Origin of the sequence: Salinibacterium sp. SWN1162 (genome assembly GCF_015864675.1) — a bacterium.
GTDB lineage: Bacteria > Actinomycetota > Actinomycetes > Actinomycetales > Microbacteriaceae > Rhodoglobus.
On the sequence record NZ_JADYWT010000003.1, the window covers coordinates 38,327 to 54,252 of the forward strand.

Below are 15,926 nucleotides of genomic sequence, written 5' to 3' on the forward strand. Positions count from 1 at the left end.
CCGGGGCTAGAGACCTACGTCTGAGGCCTTGATGAAGCCGGAGTCGATGAGCTTCGACTGCACGTCATCCTTCACAACAACCTCTGGCGCGATCAGGAATGCGGGAACAACCTTTTCACCATTGTCGTAGGTCTCGGTGTCGTTGATCTCAGGCTCGTCACCGTTCATGATCGCCTCGACGAAGCCGAAGACGACGTTGCCCAGCTCGCGGGTGTCCTTCCAGACGGTCATCGACTGCTCGCCAGCGAGGATGTTGACGACGCTAGCCTTGTCGGCATCCTGACCGGTCAAGAGAGGCCAGTCGGTTCCGGCGGTGTAGCCAGCGCTGCGAAGCGATGCGGCAATACCCTGAGCAAGGCTGTCGTTGGGAGAAAGAACGACGTCGATCTTCTCGCCACCGGTGTAGAACGATCCGATGCGGTTGTCGAGCTCGGACTGAGCCGAGTCAGACTTCCAGCCGAGGATACCGATGCTCGCCCAGTCGTCGTTGCTGGCGGGTGACTTGCCCGAAGGAACGACAAGCTGGCCCTTCTCTACGTAAGGAAGCAGTACATCCCATGCGCCGGAGAAGAAGAACTTGGCGTTGTTGTCGTCGGGGCTACCGGCGAAAGGCTCGAGGTTGAACGGGCCTGCACCATCGGCGAGTCCGAGCTGTTCTTCAATGAACTGGCCCTGAAGCTGGCCAACCTTGTAGTTGTCGAACGTGGCGTAGTAGTCGACGTCTGGCGTTCCATTGATTAAGCGGTCGTAAGCGATAACCGTGACGTCTTGCGCCTTTGCGTCAGCGAGAACGGGAGCGAGGAGTTCGCCATCGATCGCGGCGACGACGAGAACGTCAATTCCCGAAGCAATCTGGTTCTGAATCTGGCTGATCTGAGTGTCGGCCTTGTCATCCGCATACTGCAGGTCAGCCGAATAGCCGGCTTCTTCGAGCTGAGCCTTGAGGCCTTCGCCGTCGTTGATCCAGCGTTCGAGGTTGCGTGTAGGCATCGAGATTCCGACGCTACCGAGGCTGTCGCCTCCGCCGGAGCCGCTGTCGCCACTGCTGCAGGCTGCGAGCCCCAGGGTCATTACGGCTGCTGCTGCGACCGCAATAATTTTCTTCATTGACATCGTGTTGTCCCTTTCAAATGTGATTGCTGGACATCAAGCCAGTTACACGGGGTATGACCGGCCAGGGCATGGCTGCAGTCCTCACGAGAAACGAAGTGCACGGCCCGGGTACAAGCGCCGTGGAGCGCTACTTCGTTGTATCGCGAGGGGCAGCGGCAAGCGCCCCGTTTTGTTGATGGAGCGAACTTATATTGGTTCATACGTTGAATGCAACAACTTTCGAAAACTTTCACCAAATCGGTAGTTGCGATCAGATAACACGGGACTTCGGGCTGGAATTGCCCCATTCCCACGCGATTGACTCAGCGGAGATACCGAAGTATGTTGTTCTCAATAACTTATTGCCACTGCTGCCAACGGAGAACCACAATGTCTTTACAACCCACCCCCGCCGATAAATTTTCCTTCGGCCTCTGGACAATCGGCTGGGAGGGAGTTGACCCGTTCGGTGGAGCAACCCGCGCGCCCCTCGATATCGTTCACGGCGTCGAAAAGCTCGCCGAGCTGGGCGCTTACGGTATTACCTTCCATGACGACGACCTCTTCGCCTTCGGATCAACAGACGCCGAACGCCAGAAGCAGATCGACCGCCTGAAGCAAGTGCTCAGCGACACCGGCCTCATCGTGCCCATGGTCACCACTAACCTCTTCAGCGCTCCCGTCTTCAAGGACGGTGGATTCACGTCGAACGACCGCAGCGTTCGCCGCTTCGCCATGCGCAAGGCAATGCGTCAACTCGAACTCGGCGTAGAACTGGGCGCCAAGACCTTCGTCATGTGGGGCGGCCGTGAAGGCGCCGAGTACGACTCCGCCAAGAACGTGCGCGCAGCACTCGAGCGCTACCGCGAATCGCTCAACCTGTTCGGTGACTATGTCACCGAAAAGGGCTACGACATCCGCTTCGCTATTGAGCCCAAGCCCAACGAGCCCCGTGGTGACATCTTGCTGCCGACCGTCGGTCACGCCATGGCGTTCATCGAGACCCTCGAACGCCCCGAGCTGTTCGGCGTGAACCCCGAGACAGGTCACGAACAGATGGCCGGACTCAACTTCACCTCGGGCATCGCCCAGGCGCTGTACCAGGACAAGCTGTTCCACATCGACCTCAACGGCCAGCGCGGAATCAAGTATGACCAAGACCTCGTCTTCGGTCACGGCGACCTGCACAACGCCTTCTCGCTCGTCGACCTCCTCGAAAACGGCGGCCCCGATGGTGGTCAGACCTACACGGGCCCTCGCCACTTCGACTACAAGCCCAGCCGCACCGAAGACGAAAACGGCGTGTGGGTTTCTGCTGCCGCCAACATGCGCAACTACCTGCTGCTCAAGGAGCGCGCTGCTGCCTTCCGTGCCGACCCTGAGGTGCAAGAAGCCCTCGTCGAAGCGCGCGTCCTCGAACTCTCGGAGAACACTCTCGGCGAGAATGAAAGCTATGACGACCTGCTTGCTGACCGCGCCTCGTACGAAGACTTCGATCACGAGGCTTACTTCAATGGCAAGGGCTTCGGCTTCGTTCGTCTGCAGCAGCTCGCTGGTGAGCACCTCATGGGCGCTCGCTAAATGACCCTCGTCGCGGGGATCGATTCCTCAACCCAGTCCTGCAAAATCGTGATCGTGGATGCCGCTACCGGTGCGCTCGTGCGCACCGGCCGCGCCTCCCATCCGACCGGCACCGAGGTTGATCCGAACGCCTGGTGGGTGGCCCTCAACGAGGCCATCACCGAGGCGGGCGGATTGGATGACGTCTCCGCGATCTCGGTCGGCGGCCAACAACACGGCATGGTCGTGTTGGATGCCGCCGGCCGGGTCATCCGCCCAGCCCTGCTGTGGAATGACACCCGCTCTGCCGCCGCGGCCGATGCCCTCAGCGCAGAGTTTCCTGACCTCGCGGAGCGCACTGGCTCGAAGCCGGTCGCCTCGTTCACATCGACGAAGCTTCGCTGGTTGCGCGACGCCGAGCCCGAGAACGCCGCCCTCGTTGCCGCCGTGTGCCTGCCGCACGATTGGCTGACGTGGCGATTGCGCGGCTTCGGGCCAGAGAATCCTGAACTTTCAGAGTTAATCACCGACCGGTCTGATGCCAGCGGCACGGGCTACTTCAACTCGGTGACCAACAAGTACGACCTCGACGTCCTGGGCGCCGCGCTGGGTCGTGATGCCTCGGCGATCACACTCCCCCGCATTGTCGCGCCCGGCGAATCCGCGGGAACAGTCGCCACCTCCGTTGCGGCGAACGCGATGATCTCGGTAGCGTGCGGTGCTGGCGATAACGCCGGAGCCGCACTAGGTCTCGGGGCCCGCGCTGGCGACGTTGTCGTGTCGATTGGTACGAGCGGCACCGTCTTTGCCGTCGCGACCTCGCAGATCCCCGACGCCACTGGTACCGTCGCTGGGTTTGCTGATGCCAGCGGAAACTTTCTCCCCCTCGTCGCCACCATGAACGCAGCGCGGGTGCTCGACAGCACCGCCGCCCTTCTCGGCGTGAACTACGACGAACTCGGCACGCTCGCCCTCGACGCCGCACCCGGCGCTGACGGCCTCGTTCTTCAGCCCTACTTCGAAGGCGAACGAACACCTAACTTGCCGGATGCCACGGCAACCCTGTTCGGCATGACGCTTGCTTCCACGACTCGGCCGTCGCTCGCGCGCGCCGCTATCGAGGGACTGCTCTGCGGCCTCGCTGATGGCCTCGACGCACTTGTACGTCAGGGAGTTGTCGCCGAGCGCATCCTGCTCATCGGCGGCGCGGCTCAAAACACTGCGGTCTCGTCGATCGCGTCTCAAGTTTTCGCCGTGCCTGTCGTCGTTCCCGAGCCCGGAGAGTATGTGGCCCTTGGCGCCGCAGCCCAGGCGGCGTGGGTGCTCGACGGCGCACGCCCCGACTGGACGATCGCTACCGTCGCGGAGCCCGCATCCGATTATCGTCCCGTCATCCGGGAGCAGTACGCGCGCTACGCTGTCTAACCAGCATCACCCTCGTGTGCGCTGAGCAAGCCGCCGAGTAGCACCGCATTAACCGCCGCACTGCTCGGCGCCCTCCTTCTAGGCGAGCGTTTCAGCCTGCTACAACTGCTCGGATTCGTCCTCGCACTCGCCGCCATAGTCGGGGCACAAATCCCGCCACGAAAGCACTCACTAGCACCCGCCACCGACCGCCCCGACGCTCGAGACCAATGACAAATTGGTCTCGCAAAACGCCCGAAACCCGCGAAAACACGGCACGTTTTGAGGGGACAGACAGAACGTTCTGGTCAGCATTTATGCGGACTATTTCGAACGACACCCAAATGGGGGTCTACTGCCCCGCTTCTGAGGCTTGCATGCTTCAGTAAGCAAGAACCGAAAAACTAGCTCCTGGGGGGAGGATCAGATGTCAGAACACGTCATACTATTTGCCGGCCCCATGGGTGCCGGAAAGACAACTGCCATCCGTGCCCTCAGTGAGATTGAGGTCGTGAGCACCGAGGCCGCCAACAGCGACCAGGCGGCATCGGCCAAAGCCACGACGACTGTCGCTCTCGACTACGGCGAGATCAGCGTCAACGACGCAGAAAAGGTTCGCCTCTACGGCGTTCCCGGTCAAAAGCGCTTCGACTTCATGTGGAAGATTCTGGCCGAGCGCGCCGAGGGTGTCATCCTGCTGGTCAATGCGGATGCCGACAACCCGGTCGCGACTGCGATCGAATACGTCAAAGAATTTTTCGCCCTGTACGAGCGCGGCGGAATCGTCATTGGTTTCACTCGCGCCGATCTCGTGCCCAACGCCCTCATTGAGGAATACGCGAACGCTCTCGCCGACGAAATGTCCGATGTCATGATCCCCGTGTTCACGGTGGATGGCCGTTCTAACGCCGACATGACCGTGTTGCTGATGACACTCGTAGCCAACGTGGAGCTCAAGCAGGCGATCGCGCCGGCACTTTCTAGGAGGGCACGATGAGCATCGTCACTCACCATGACCCCAAGTACATCTCCCGAGGCGAACTCGCTCTCGGCGGACTCCGCAGTCTCGCCCCGTCGCTTCGCTATGCCTCCCTCCTCACGGAAGACGGTTTCAGCGTCGCAAACGTTGAAGGTCAAGAATTCGACAGCGATCGTTTTGCGAGCATGGCCAGCTCAACGCAGGCTCTCGCCGACGCTGTCGCTCGAGAATTACGACTCGGAGACAACGAGTTTGTGATCGTCGCGGCCGAGCAAGGCCACGTAGTGCAGGTGCGAGTCGAAGATCACCCGCTGGTGCTCGCAGCCCTGTTCACTGATAAGGACACCATCGGCAGGTCACTGACCGCCGCGCGACGCACTGCGCGACGGCTCAACACACTGTTGATGGCCAAGTAACACCAAACCAAAAACCCGCGTGACCCGAACAACTAGAGCAAGTAACTACCCGAATAACCCGCAGAACCAGAGCAAGCAACACCCGAATAACCCGCAGCAGGACCAGGAACTACGAACAGGTGTGATCACCGTCTAACCCGCCGATCACTTCCTGAATCGAGGATTTTTACCCGACAAAGCTTGACCGCAGTGCACCCTCGGCACTGCATCGGAATTCACGCAGGAGGCGTGAAGATGACTACTTACACAACCAATATCCCCGCCGGCTGGTACCCCGACCCGCTTGGCCTCCCCCAGTTGCGCTGGTGGGACAACCACACGTGGACCGACGAGATTTCGGGAGCACGCGCTCCCCTCGTCCACCAACTCGTCGATGTCGCCTTTGCCGACCCGACCGAGGTCGAATTCGACGATGAACCGCAGCGCGTTGCCGCGTCTGCGCCGACCGCTCACGAGACGACGCCCGAGCCGACTCTCGCGAACACCTTGCGTCAGCTCGAGGCTCCCCGTGCAGAGACTGCCGTCGACTCAGAGGCCGCAGGCGACCCGACCGTGAGCGCCCGCGACAGCAGCAACAGCGACGACGACTCCGACTTCACGGCAATCACGTCTGAGTGGGCCCAGGTTGCCGAAGCCATCAAGATCGCAGCGAGCAGTGCTCAGCCCACTGTTCTCGCGATCACGTCGCCCAGCTTTCCGATGCTGGTCATCGACGTATCTGAGCGTGCGTACTGGTGGAAAGCAGAAATTGCCGACTTCCCCATGTTCCCCACAGACATCAGCATTCGCAGCCACGTTCGCGAAGAAGTCATCATGCCCACGGGCGCGGGCTTCGACCTCAACCCGCTGCTCTGGATGATCGGTACCACCGGTTATGCTCACGCTGCAGCCCCGTGGCTCACGGACGGCGCTCGTTACCGTCTGCGTCGCTGGCCCAACATGACGAGCCTGCCGCACGACGCAGACCAGCTGCGGATGACCTCTATCCTCAGCCACGCCCCGCTGTCGGCGAAGGAACTCTCCGCCATTGCCGAGACTGAGCAGGTCGCCGCGAACTCGCTGCTCGCCGCGCTCAGCCTCATGAACATCCTGCGCGTGCTTCCCGGCGCCACCAGCGACGAAATGGGCGCTCCGGCACCTGCACCCGCCCCGCGCGGTTTCTTCGCTCGCCTGCGCGGCCGTCATAAGAAGTAGTTCGCACTTTCGTCGCTGTTTCCAGCCGAGCGGGTGGGTGAGTTACCCGACTCGCCCTCTCGGCTGAATAATCCTTGATTGTGGATGCTGTGCGCTTACGCTGTGCACATGATTGCGTTACCGTCGACCTCTTCCCAGTTCGCGCGCTGGGCCATCGCTGCCTTTCTGAGCTCCGTCCTCCTCGGAGCCAACCAGTTTCTTTTTGGCAGCTTTGGCGCCTTCGGCAATGGTCCGACAGACCTCCCCGCAGTGGTGCCGCTCGCCGGTGCAGCAGTCGGCCTTTTCGCAGTTCTGCTGTTGATACTCGCGGTGGCGTTGACGGGATTCTCAATCCGGGCTCGTTGGATAGCTCGATCAGCGTCCTCTCGAGCTATCGCCGCTGAGGAACCTACCGACATCCGGTATCAGCTTGATCCGCCACGTAACGAGCCCGTCTCCCGGCGGATTCGACTCGTGATGGGCGCGGGGTTCGTTGCCGCAATGCTCGCCGTCATCGCAATCGGAGTAGTGAACATTTACGTCTGGAACCCTCTGCAGAAAGCCCCCGGGCTTACTCTCGATGAGATCTACGCCGCGATGAACGCGGCAGGCGAATTGCAGTTCGATCCGTTCGCGTGGGTCTGGGCTGTTTTCTGGCCGCTGACAGCAGTCGTATTCGCGCTGCTTCTCGCCTCGTCATCGCTAGCGAACGTGATCACCGTGCGAGGCACACTCGCGGCAGGATTCGCGCTGCTCAGCCTCGCGATCGGACTCCACTGGCTCGCGGGATTCTCCATGGGCATGGGACTCGCCGACACCTTTTATGTCGGCGGCGGAGATGCCGCGAGCCCCGGACTGCTGCTGAATATAGTCGGGCAGCTCCTTGCGGTGGCCGCGCTCTTCCTTGCCATCGCCCCGCGACGCACAAACGCGGGCCGCCTGCCGGAGCAGACGACCCGCGTCGTAACGAACTAGCTAGCTCTCGCTGAGCCTCTTAGCTGTGAACCGCTGCGAGCGTGCGGCGGTCTTCGAGCAGTTGAGGCCAGAGCTTGCGGCGGTCGCGCACAACGAAGCCACGAGCGATGAAGCGGTCCTTACCGTCAAAGCGGGGCTCGTACATCGAACGACCGTGCATGGCGCGCAGGTTGTCGAGCATGAGCAGGTCACCCGGCTGAAGCACGTGAGCGTCGCGGTGCTCGATGTAGGTTTCGACGACCTTGGCGAGCAGTCGCTGAGCTTCTGCCGTGATGCCGTGCATGAGGTCTTGGTCGACCAGAATGTACGGGTCATCTTCTGGCCCGCGCAAGATCGGGAACGGCCCGCGTACGTCATCCGGGTTGGGGATGTAAGGCTGGAACGACTCGTCGATGGTGGTGGCCCACAGCGGCTGGCGCAGCTTGGCAACCTCTTCAGGAGTCATGTTTGCCACCAGCTTGCGACCCGAGAACGCGTAGGTCTTGGCATTCTCGTCGCCGCGAAGCGATCCGAGGATGACGTAGTCGGGCTTGAAGTCAGAGAAGCACTGCTCGGTGTGAGCTTCGAGCTCCACCTTCGAGCCCTGCGACTGCTGAGTTACCGCAAGCTTAGGGTTGGGGACCATGTCTTGGATGAGGTGACCGTTGCCCTCTGCCTCATAAGCAACCATGCTTCCGAGGAGGTGGGCAAGCATTCCCATTTCTTTCGCAAAAACGGTGCCGGCGCCGAGGCCGCTCTTGTTGTTCAGCGGGGTATCTGTGAGGTCTTCATCGACGTACAGGCCACGCACAACCATGATGCCGGCTTCAGAGCCAACCTCAGCAAAATTCAGAACAGCGGCACGGACCTCTTCAGGCAGGCTGAAAGCCGCAGCGAGAGCCTGGCGACCGAAGTCATCCGGGTTCTCGTTAGGGTGCGCAGTAATGCGCTCAGCGGCGGTACGAATCGCATCGGCCATGGCCGCGTCGACAGTGAAAAGGCTCGATTGGAGCTCGTGAACGGTAATGTCGCTCTCCTTGCTTCGTGCGCTGCGCAAGCTGTTGCTCTTGGTGGCCCTGGGAAGGCGCAGTCGCGGACGTTGTCTCCATAGGGAAGACACTTCATAAATTACACCCTCCGCCCCCTAAAACACGAGGATTGCGGGGTCGGCGGGGCCGTGCACAGCAAAAATGAAGCTACGTCATAGGTGATTCGCGGTTGCCCAATCTCGCGCTAAGATTGACCGGCCAGCGGGAGTGGTGAAATTGGTATACACGCAGGATTTAGGTTCCTGTGCTTTCGAGCGTGCGGGTTCAAGTCCCGCCTTCCGCACAACTGTTCAAGTTCAAACTTCCAACGTTTACAGGCACGTTGGACTTTTGTCCGTGGGCTCTTTCTCCGTTTGCCCACATTTTGCCCACATTTGATTTCGACGCGGCCTGATCGAGCGCTACCGAAACGGCGTCGAGGTCATCATCGAACAAATCTGCGTAGGTATCTAGGGTCATGGCCGCAGAAGCGTGACCAAGCATTCGCTGCACCGCTTTCACGTTTGCGCCCGCAGAGATCGCTAGGGATGCTGCTGAATGACGGAGGTCATGCACGGTCATCGATTCGAGTTCAGCCGACGCGAGCGCGCGGATGAACCATGAGGTCTGATTTTTACTGGTGTTAGGCCTTCGCATATGTGTGTTGCCGTCGCCGAACAATAAATCGTCGGGGCCTTTCCCATAGCAAAGTTGCGCGATTGGTTCAGCAAGGAACTGCGGATAGGGCACTGAGCGGGCCTCGTGGCTCTTCGGCGTGCCTATATGGATCACTTGACCATAGGCAACGGCGTTCTCCGTGACATTCACGCGACGTCGCAGCGCATTCAAATGCTTCACCTTCAGCCCCGTCACTTCGCCCCATCGAAGCCCGGTGTAAGCGAGCATGAGCACTAGGGTATCGTGACCGCTCGACGCCCCAGCGAGCCGCCAGACCTCCTCATGAGACAGGTACACGTGCGCCTTCTTTACTTTGCGTGGGAGTGTGACGCTTCGAGCAGGGTTGAGCGCAAGTCGCCGATCCTTCACCGCGACGTCCAAGATTGCGGCCAAAATACCGTACGCCCGCAAGACACTCGTCGCGCTCATCTCTCGAGTCAAAGCAGACACCCAAGCTTGGACCTCGGAGTGGAGGACTCCGCCAATTCCGCGGACTGCCCACTCCGGCGCGACGTGAACGCGCCAAGCCATTTCCACAACACGCAACGTGGACGGCTTGAGGTGAGTTTGAGACTTTAACCAGAGAGCGCCCAATTCTCCAATGGTCATTCGAGCAGCGGCAGCATCAATAAATTCACCACGAGCTTTGGCGAGTTCCGTCGACGCCAAAAAGAGTTCGGCTGCCTTCTTGGTCACGAATCCGCGCTTGTCTGTTTGCGAATGGTCCGGCTTGCGATATCGAACCCTATATCGCTTCCCACCAGCTGTCTCGTAGGGCGTAATGCTTCCCATTAGTCCAGAAGCCCCTCAGTGCGCGCACGGGAGATCCATCGGGTCGCCGTGCGCTGCGGAAGGTCAAGCACGGACATAACTAGAACGTTGGGATTCTCCCCCACTGCCCTCCCATATGCGTACAGCCTTCCGACCCATAACAGGGAGTTTGTCACGGGACCCTCTTCGTGAATCCGCTCCCGCATCGCCTCAAGGTCGGCGAGACCAAGAAGTTGTTCGAGATGCACATAAGACTCTTCTTCTCCCCCAGGCAAAGGCAGCAACACCGTTCCCGTTGCCATGCCTGCGATCAGCTTCGGGATCGAATAACTGTGCATATCCGACGTCGAGATTCCCTCACTCGAGGTGATGCTCACAAATTCCAGAATGTAACTAAACTTCTTCCCCCATCGAAGCCTGGCCTCGAACTTGACCTCTGGGTGCGCGGCCCATGTGACGAACCCGCGCACTTCGAGTGGTACAAGCAAGTCAGGCTTCACAACTGCGTAGTTTTCGGGATTTGACTCAATCGGTTGCCGATCTACGACCATCCCCCAACGATCAGCAATGGGAGTGCTTGGCATCTGTTCGTTCATTCCCCCACCCTAATGGCCAAGTCGTTTCACAACTAGGCCACATGAGTGTACTGTTCTAAATGGCCAAGGCAAAAATTGTCGTGGCCACAACCTAGGGAGACTGATGCCGAACTATCTATCACCGGAACAGGTGTGCACATTTGTTCCAGGACTAACAAAGGGGCAGCTCGCAAATTGGCGGTATTTAGGGGAAGGACCCCGTTATCGGAAGTTGGGAAAGAAAATCGTCTACTTAGAGTCTGAATTCATCGATTTCATTGAGTCCACCGCACGCACTGGCACCGCCACAGGAACCGCTTAAGTGCCACGGAGAGCATCCGAAAAATCGAGAACCCGGCTCGCCGATACCGAAACGTCGCTGGAAACAACAGCGTCCCGGAAATTGTCCAAGGCTAAATTGAAACGCTCTCGATCGGCGGCAACCGATCGAGAGCAAATCACCCAAATCCCAACGAAGGAGCAAAGATGACAACCTCAATTCTACAGGCGCGACTCTGCGGAAGGGCGAGCAGTTCCATCTCCCTCCACGGCGGACGGAATCCTCGGAAATACGCCCAATCGATGCGGCCCCTTGGCGCAGTGTGCGTATAGCAATGGGTGCTCAGCTCGTAGGGCGCGCGTTCGCTTACGATGCGCAGCCCGCGCTCCGGTCCCACACAGGTGATGGAAGCACGATCGCGAAACTGCGGCCAAATGAATTCCGCCTCTTAGTCCATATGGCGCTGACTGCGCTCGATGCGGATCAGCCTCCGGCCTATTTCGGTAGTCGCGAACTCTCAGCCCACGCCCTCGGCTGGCCAATCCTCATTGACGCTAGTGAGCGCGAACGAGCCAAGTCATTTCAAGCGGTCAAGGTAGCGATGGCGGGGCTAGTCAAGTCGGGCGCGATCCGGCAGACCAAACGTGGTCGCATCGGACAACGCGCAGAGTTCATCCTCACGTTCGAGCGCACCGACGTTGACGAGATGTCCAGACCCGGCAACGACCCACTACCCGAAGGCCGAAAGAGTAGTCACGGCCTACCCCTCGAGAGCAACGAATCCCTACCCCTTGCAAGTAGGAAGTTCCTACCAGCACGGTATTTAGCGGCTACCCCCAAGGAACCACTACTTAACACTCATGAACTACCCCGAGGACAACATCTCGATAGGCGACCGTCTTACGTTCAGGATGGGGAATCTGTGGAGAAATCGAAGACGTCAGCATGAACGCGATCACTCGCACGCCTCGCTGCGATGAACACGTAGGCGAGGCGCTTCCGCGCCGGTGTCTGGACTGCGATTTAGAAGTGGCGAACGCGAAAGTTTCCTACGCCCCTCGAGGTATTCGCGGTGAATGCAGCGCACACCCTGGCTATCCAGGCCCCTGTGCCCGGTGCGAGAGGGAAAGCCAGAACGCTCAACCACCTAACGCACACTCGCTCGCACGAGCTTCTGACGGCGAGGCACTGGCGCGGTGTCGGTACTTCTCGCGCCTGCACCAGACCCGCTCGAAGTCTCACCTCGCTGCGCTGAAGACCGCTCTCGCTGAGCTGCACAACGAGAAACCCAACGACGCAATTCACACGATCGTTGCCGAATTACAGGGCGCCCTCTCAGCCCCCACAACCGACCCGAAAGGACAACAGGAATGACCACCACCCCACCATCCGAGCCCACCCCGCTGCAGGTCGCTTCAGACAGCACGCAACCGCCGACAGAAGCCCCTAGGAGCAAGCGCGACGCCACGACGGAGGCCGCAGCGCGACGCCACGAGCTGCGGGCCGAGCAGGCCGCACGGGCAGCCGATGCGACCTCAGCAAGCGAACGAGAAGCGCTCCTGATTGATCAGATCACGGGCTACCGGCGCAGCGCGATCGAGGCGCTGCTGGCGGGCACAACTGACGTGCGAGGCGACGGGGCGAACACCGGAAGCCTGCACCGCCCGGCAGACCTCTGGGAAATTTTCGAGGCGACGCCAGATCAGTTCTTCGATGGAGCCGGCGCGTTGGATGCAGGCGCGTTGGCGGATTTCCTTGCAGAGAACACCGCCGAGCGCAGTTACCTCACTCGACCATATGTAGATCGCAAGCCGCCGGTGAACGCTGTGCTAAACGCGTTGAATAGCCAACAGACTCGCCGGTTTGATACGCCACCGACGCCGTCATGGAAGCAAGCCCTAAACGGAAACGCCTAGCTAGATTCGGGCACTCTCAACCTCAGATGCGAGAATGAGAGTGCCCGTTCCGGTTGAGTCCGTGACTCCCGAAACGAGCAAGACGCCGAGAGGCAAAACGCAGCAGGCAGCGCCGTGCGTATCCCCCAATCTCGCACGTCTTCCTTTTGGAGTCATTCATGGCTAACTCATCCACTCTGCGCCAGTACATCGGCCTCACCGAAGCCGGTCCCCTAATCGTCAAGCCGGTCGAGCGTGAATCGCTCGCCCTTCAGCTGACAACCGTTCTGCATACCCAAGCCGGGGCCTTTCGCTTCCCCCGAATCGTGGCAGATCCCGCTGCCGGTTGGATCGCAGAGAACGCGGAGATCACCGTAAGCGAAGCAACTGCGGACGAAGTACCCGTCATCCCGAAGAAAGTGGCCGGGCTCTCAATCATCAGCAACGAGCTTGCTGGCGATACCTCGCCTGAAGCTGCGGAGGTGATCGGGCTAGGACTCGCTCGCGACATCGCGAAGAAAGTCGACGCAGCGTTCTTCGGCACCGCCCCCGCCAACACAAACGTGCAGCCCGGTGGACTCGAATATCTAGCTGAAGGGGTAACGGTCGTAGATGCCGACCCCGGCGCGGGTATTGGCGCTTTCATCGACGCGCTTGCTGCGGCCGAACAACTTGGCGTAGCGCTCTCTGCCTTCATCACCGACCCTGTCACTGCATCGGCTCTGGCCAAGCTCACGACCGGCACAGGCTCAAACCTGCCTCTCTTCGGAGTCGGTGCCACAAACGGAATCGAACGTAACATTCTCGGAGTACCGCTCTACGTCAGCTCATCGGTAGTGCAAGGAACCGCGTGGGGTCTGGCACAAGATCGCGTGTACAGCGTCCTGCGCGACGATGTCTCCCTTGTCTTCGACACATCCGCCTATTTCAGCAAAGACCAGACAGCAATCCGAGCCGTCATGCGCCTTGGATTCGGGTTCGTTCAACCGGAATCTGTAGTCAAAATCAAAACCTCCGCTTAACAAAGACCGGGAGCGCGGGGCACGGTTGACCCCGCCGCCGCGCTGGACACTCCGTGAGGTGGATGTCTGGCGCGGCCACTCCCCCACTCGGATCTCCCGCTGCGTCTCCTGTTCGCAGCGGGAGATCCGAGCACCAACCAACGCACTACGCACTCACGTTTCCGTTTCCGTTTCCTTGTGAACAGGGGGGGCTCCACCCCCTCCCCGCCTCTCGCGCTGACCGCTTCGCGTCCTGCCTCTCGCGGTGCGGCCCACTCTGGAGAATTTGCAAAACGGCATCTCTCAGTATTTTGCCGCGATTCAGACCGTATTTACGATAGGAATTTCAATGGCCGGTCGTGGTTTTGTTCCATCTGGAAATGCCAAAAAGGCGTCTCGCAATCACGCTCCTGCGGCGATCAAATCTGATGGCTTCCTTGGCGGTTTTTCCCTGCCTAGTGCAGCGCTCGGCAGAGACGATAACGGTCCACCTGTCGCTTGGCACCCGCGGACACTCGCATGGTGGGATGCTTGGCGAGCGTCACCGCAGGGCATGCTCATGCTCACTGAAGTTGACTGGCGATTCCTGCTCGACACTGCGCTCCTTCACCACCATTTCTGGAGTTGCAGCAGCTGGCAATTAGGTGCAGAACTGCGGCTGCGCGTATCAAAATTCGGCGCGACCCCCGAAGATCGCACCCGCCTGCGGTTTGAGGTCGAAGGTATCGAACAGCTTAGATCCGCGCAGTCGACCACAGCCGACGATGGACACCCTAGCGAAGCATGCCGTCGATGAAGCTGATCCCTAAACAGCAACCGCATAAGAATCGAATTTTCCGTCGAGCGACCCCAACGTCCTGCGGGCTATGGCTTCGTTTAGCAAGAGGAGTACTATGACGCGGCATTCGTAAGAGGCCTCTCGGAGCTGAGCTACAGAGACGTCTAGTCGCTTGTAGTGCCGATCACTCTCGAATGTGTAGGTGGGGCCCCATGCCAAAGTTTCACCTCGGTCGAATATTCAGCCAGAGCTTCTCGACGCAAGTACCGAAACCACACGCTACTGCAACGCAAGAATGCTTCTTGCCGCTCGCTTAGACAGCGCATCCGGTTTGGCATCAGTGAGTCGCGAACAATCCGCCCCCACAAAAGGGGTGCTGGAGCCCCGCGAATATTCAGCTCTGTTCAATCGGTTGCTCGTTCGGCATGAGCTATTCTTCGTCCGGGTCAGTGTCCGTTTCAGGTCGGGGATTAGTGAGCACAACTTGGCCGTTCCGCAGCAGCGGAAGCGTGATTGCCTCCTGGCGAAGGCGAAGGCTCATTGACTGCAATCCCTCGCGAATGTACGGAAAAATTGCCATAACACCGACGGTTTCAGCAAATGTTTTTCCGACCTCTTCTGAAACGTCAAACTCGTCTTCGTCATAGTGGAACTGCGTCGCTGCGACGACCGCGTAGTCCGCCTCTGCCGTCGTCACATTGAAGTCGACTCTAATTTCAATAATTCCTGGTGATCCACCGACCATGACCTGCATGTCTTTGTCGATCTCGTCAGAATCTTCATCCAGAGGTTCGCCTTCGCGGAGCGCCGCCGAGAATGAGAGAAATCGAACATCAATGAGTTCTCCCGAAGCGAGCAATTCGGAAACCTGCTCACGCAGATCCTCTGTCATCGAGCACCCACTAGCTCGTAATTGCGGAACGACTGATTAGCCCCGTATAGCGGTTGCGAATTTCGAACAGCATGGGTCTTGGTCGACTTGAAGGGTATTACGACGTCTTCCTTCTTAACATCGACATACACCCACTGAGCCGGTGTCGCGTTGTTCTCCGGGCTGACTTCGATAACAAACTCGCACTCGATCGCGCGTGCGTACCGTATTAGCGTCGAGAAGCGTGCGTCAGCGGTAGCTGACTCGAACTCTGACACTGTGGACTGCGAAGTCCCCATTTTTTTCGCTACTGCGGTCTGGCTTAAACCAGCATCATCGCGGCACTTCACAAGTGCGTCGATAACGTCGGCGTACATGGACGTAACCGCCCGAGCATTGCGTGCATCTTCTGAATTCTCATCGATGCCGAGGTCTCTTAGTAGATTGATCCCCATTTTTCTACCTTCTATT

Annotated in this window: 15 protein-coding genes and 1 tRNA gene; 10 read left to right on the top strand and 6 right to left on the bottom strand. The window is 59.5% G+C overall.

Annotation, left to right across the window (positions count from 1 at the left end):
- Window positions 1-6: 6 nt before the first annotated feature.
- A complete protein-coding gene (gene chvE / locus I6E58_RS11600; RefSeq protein WP_304611000.1) occupies window positions 7-1,113 on the bottom strand; it encodes a multiple monosaccharide ABC transporter substrate-binding protein in 1,107 nt (368 codons plus the stop codon).
- Between the two features lie 369 nt (window positions 1,114-1,482).
- On the opposite strand from chvE, the gene xylA reads away from it, so the two are divergent.
- The 6 genes from xylA (at window position 1,483) to I6E58_RS11630 (ending at window position 7,599) form a co-directional block, all read left to right on the top strand.
- Window positions 1,483-2,673 carry a xylose isomerase gene (gene xylA, locus I6E58_RS11605; RefSeq protein ID WP_129073398.1) on the top strand — a complete coding sequence of 397 codons (1,191 nt, stop codon included), beginning with the start codon at window positions 1,483-1,485 and terminating at the stop codon, window positions 2,671-2,673.
- Window positions 2,674-4,077, top strand: coding sequence for a xylulokinase (gene xylB, locus I6E58_RS11610; RefSeq protein WP_197133840.1), 1,404 nt, complete (start codon window positions 2,674-2,676; stop codon window positions 4,075-4,077).
- A gap of 406 nt (window positions 4,078-4,483) precedes the next feature.
- Window positions 4,484-5,053 (top strand): ATP/GTP-binding protein, encoded by a 570-nt coding sequence (locus I6E58_RS11615; protein WP_197133843.1) that lies wholly within the window; start codon window positions 4,484-4,486, stop codon window positions 5,051-5,053.
- On the top strand, window positions 5,050-5,451 hold the full coding sequence (locus tag I6E58_RS11620) for a roadblock/LC7 domain-containing protein (protein ID WP_129073395.1): 402 nt from the start codon (window positions 5,050-5,052) through the stop codon (window positions 5,449-5,451). The genes I6E58_RS11615 and I6E58_RS11620 overlap by 4 nt, the downstream gene beginning before the upstream one ends.
- 234 nt (window positions 5,452-5,685) lie before the next feature.
- Entirely contained in the window at window positions 5,686-6,645 is a 960-nt protein-coding gene (locus tag I6E58_RS11625; RefSeq protein WP_197133846.1) for a DUF2510 domain-containing protein, read from the top strand.
- 108 nt (window positions 6,646-6,753) lie between these two features.
- On the top strand, window positions 6,754-7,599 hold the full coding sequence (locus tag I6E58_RS11630; protein ID WP_197133849.1) for a hypothetical protein: 846 nt from the start codon (window positions 6,754-6,756) through the stop codon (window positions 7,597-7,599).
- A 19-nt stretch (window positions 7,600-7,618) separates the two neighbouring features.
- Here I6E58_RS11630 and I6E58_RS11635 read toward each other — a convergent pair whose 3' ends face one another.
- Window positions 7,619-8,635 carry a TauD/TfdA family dioxygenase gene (locus I6E58_RS11635; RefSeq protein WP_197133851.1) on the bottom strand — a complete coding sequence of 339 codons (1,017 nt, stop codon included), beginning with the start codon at window positions 8,633-8,635 and terminating at the stop codon, window positions 7,619-7,621.
- A 193-nt stretch (window positions 8,636-8,828) separates the two neighbouring features.
- Between I6E58_RS11635 and I6E58_RS11640 the strand changes: the two genes are divergently transcribed.
- Window positions 8,829-8,910 (top strand) — tRNA-Leu (locus I6E58_RS11640).
- Here I6E58_RS11640 and I6E58_RS11645 read toward each other — a convergent pair.
- Together I6E58_RS11645 and I6E58_RS11650 are read right to left on the bottom strand one after the other, a co-directional pair.
- Window positions 8,892-9,980, bottom strand: a complete 1,089-nt coding sequence (locus tag I6E58_RS11645; RefSeq protein ID WP_307842117.1) for a site-specific integrase — start codon at window positions 9,978-9,980, stop codon at window positions 8,892-8,894. The two genes, I6E58_RS11640 and I6E58_RS11645, sit on opposite strands and share 19 nt — an antisense overlap.
- A 95-nt stretch (window positions 9,981-10,075) precedes the next feature.
- Window positions 10,076-10,651, bottom strand: a complete 576-nt coding sequence (locus tag I6E58_RS11650; protein ID WP_197133856.1) for a hypothetical protein — start codon at window positions 10,649-10,651, stop codon at window positions 10,076-10,078.
- 1,629 nt (window positions 10,652-12,280) lie between these two features.
- Here I6E58_RS11650 and I6E58_RS11655 point away from each other — a divergent pair.
- The 3 genes from I6E58_RS11655 to I6E58_RS11665 all read left to right on the top strand — a co-directional run bounded on the left by I6E58_RS11655 (window position 12,281) and on the right by I6E58_RS11665 (window position 14,602).
- Window positions 12,281-12,826 carry a hypothetical protein gene (locus tag I6E58_RS11655; protein WP_197133858.1) on the top strand — a complete coding sequence of 182 codons (546 nt, stop codon included), beginning with the start codon at window positions 12,281-12,283 and terminating at the stop codon, window positions 12,824-12,826.
- A gap of 158 nt (window positions 12,827-12,984) precedes the next feature.
- Complete coding sequence (locus I6E58_RS11660) at window positions 12,985-13,827, top strand: phage major capsid protein (RefSeq protein WP_197133860.1); 843 nt, start codon at window positions 12,985-12,987, stop codon at window positions 13,825-13,827.
- A 265-nt stretch (window positions 13,828-14,092) separates the two neighbouring features.
- Entirely contained in the window at window positions 14,093-14,602 is a 510-nt protein-coding gene (locus I6E58_RS11665; protein WP_197133863.1) for a hypothetical protein, read from the top strand.
- Window positions 14,603-15,014: 412 nt separating this feature from the next.
- Here I6E58_RS11665 and I6E58_RS11670 read toward each other — a convergent pair whose 3' ends face one another.
- On the bottom strand, window positions 15,015-15,476 hold the full coding sequence (locus I6E58_RS11670) for a hypothetical protein (protein ID WP_197133866.1): 462 nt from the start codon (window positions 15,474-15,476) through the stop codon (window positions 15,015-15,017).
- Window positions 15,473-15,910, bottom strand: coding sequence for a helix-turn-helix domain-containing protein (locus I6E58_RS11675; RefSeq protein WP_197133869.1), 438 nt, complete (start codon window positions 15,908-15,910; stop codon window positions 15,473-15,475). The genes I6E58_RS11670 and I6E58_RS11675 overlap by 4 nt, the downstream gene beginning before the upstream one ends.
- Between the last annotated feature and the right edge of the window lie 16 nt (window positions 15,911-15,926).

Excerpts from the sequence above, each read along its gene's own strand:
- chvE (WP_304611000.1), bottom strand. The coding sequence starts at position 1,113 with ATGTCAATGAAGAAAATTATTGCGGTCGCAGCAGCAGCCGTAATGACC.
- xylA (WP_129073398.1), top strand. The coding sequence starts at position 1,483 with ATGTCTTTACAACCCACCCCCGCCGATAAATTTTCCTTCGGCCTCTGG.
- xylB (WP_197133840.1), top strand. The coding sequence starts at position 2,674 with ATGACCCTCGTCGCGGGGATCGATTCCTCAACCCAGTCCTGCAAAATC.
- I6E58_RS11615 (WP_197133843.1), top strand. The coding sequence starts at position 4,484 with ATGTCAGAACACGTCATACTATTTGCCGGCCCCATGGGTGCCGGAAAG.
- I6E58_RS11620 (WP_129073395.1), top strand. The coding sequence starts at position 5,050 with ATGAGCATCGTCACTCACCATGACCCCAAGTACATCTCCCGAGGCGAA.
- I6E58_RS11625 (WP_197133846.1), top strand. The coding sequence starts at position 5,686 with ATGACTACTTACACAACCAATATCCCCGCCGGCTGGTACCCCGACCCG.
- I6E58_RS11630 (WP_197133849.1), top strand. The coding sequence starts at position 6,754 with ATGATTGCGTTACCGTCGACCTCTTCCCAGTTCGCGCGCTGGGCCATC.
- I6E58_RS11650 (WP_197133856.1), bottom strand. The coding sequence starts at position 10,651 with ATGAACGAACAGATGCCAAGCACTCCCATTGCTGATCGTTGGGGGATG.
- I6E58_RS11655 (WP_197133858.1), top strand. The coding sequence starts at position 12,281 with ATGACCACCACCCCACCATCCGAGCCCACCCCGCTGCAGGTCGCTTCA.
- I6E58_RS11660 (WP_197133860.1), top strand. The coding sequence starts at position 12,985 with ATGGCTAACTCATCCACTCTGCGCCAGTACATCGGCCTCACCGAAGCC.
- I6E58_RS11670 (WP_197133866.1), bottom strand. The coding sequence starts at position 15,476 with ATGACAGAGGATCTGCGTGAGCAGGTTTCCGAATTGCTCGCTTCGGGA.
- I6E58_RS11675 (WP_197133869.1), bottom strand. The coding sequence starts at position 15,910 with ATGGGGATCAATCTACTAAGAGACCTCGGCATCGATGAGAATTCAGAA.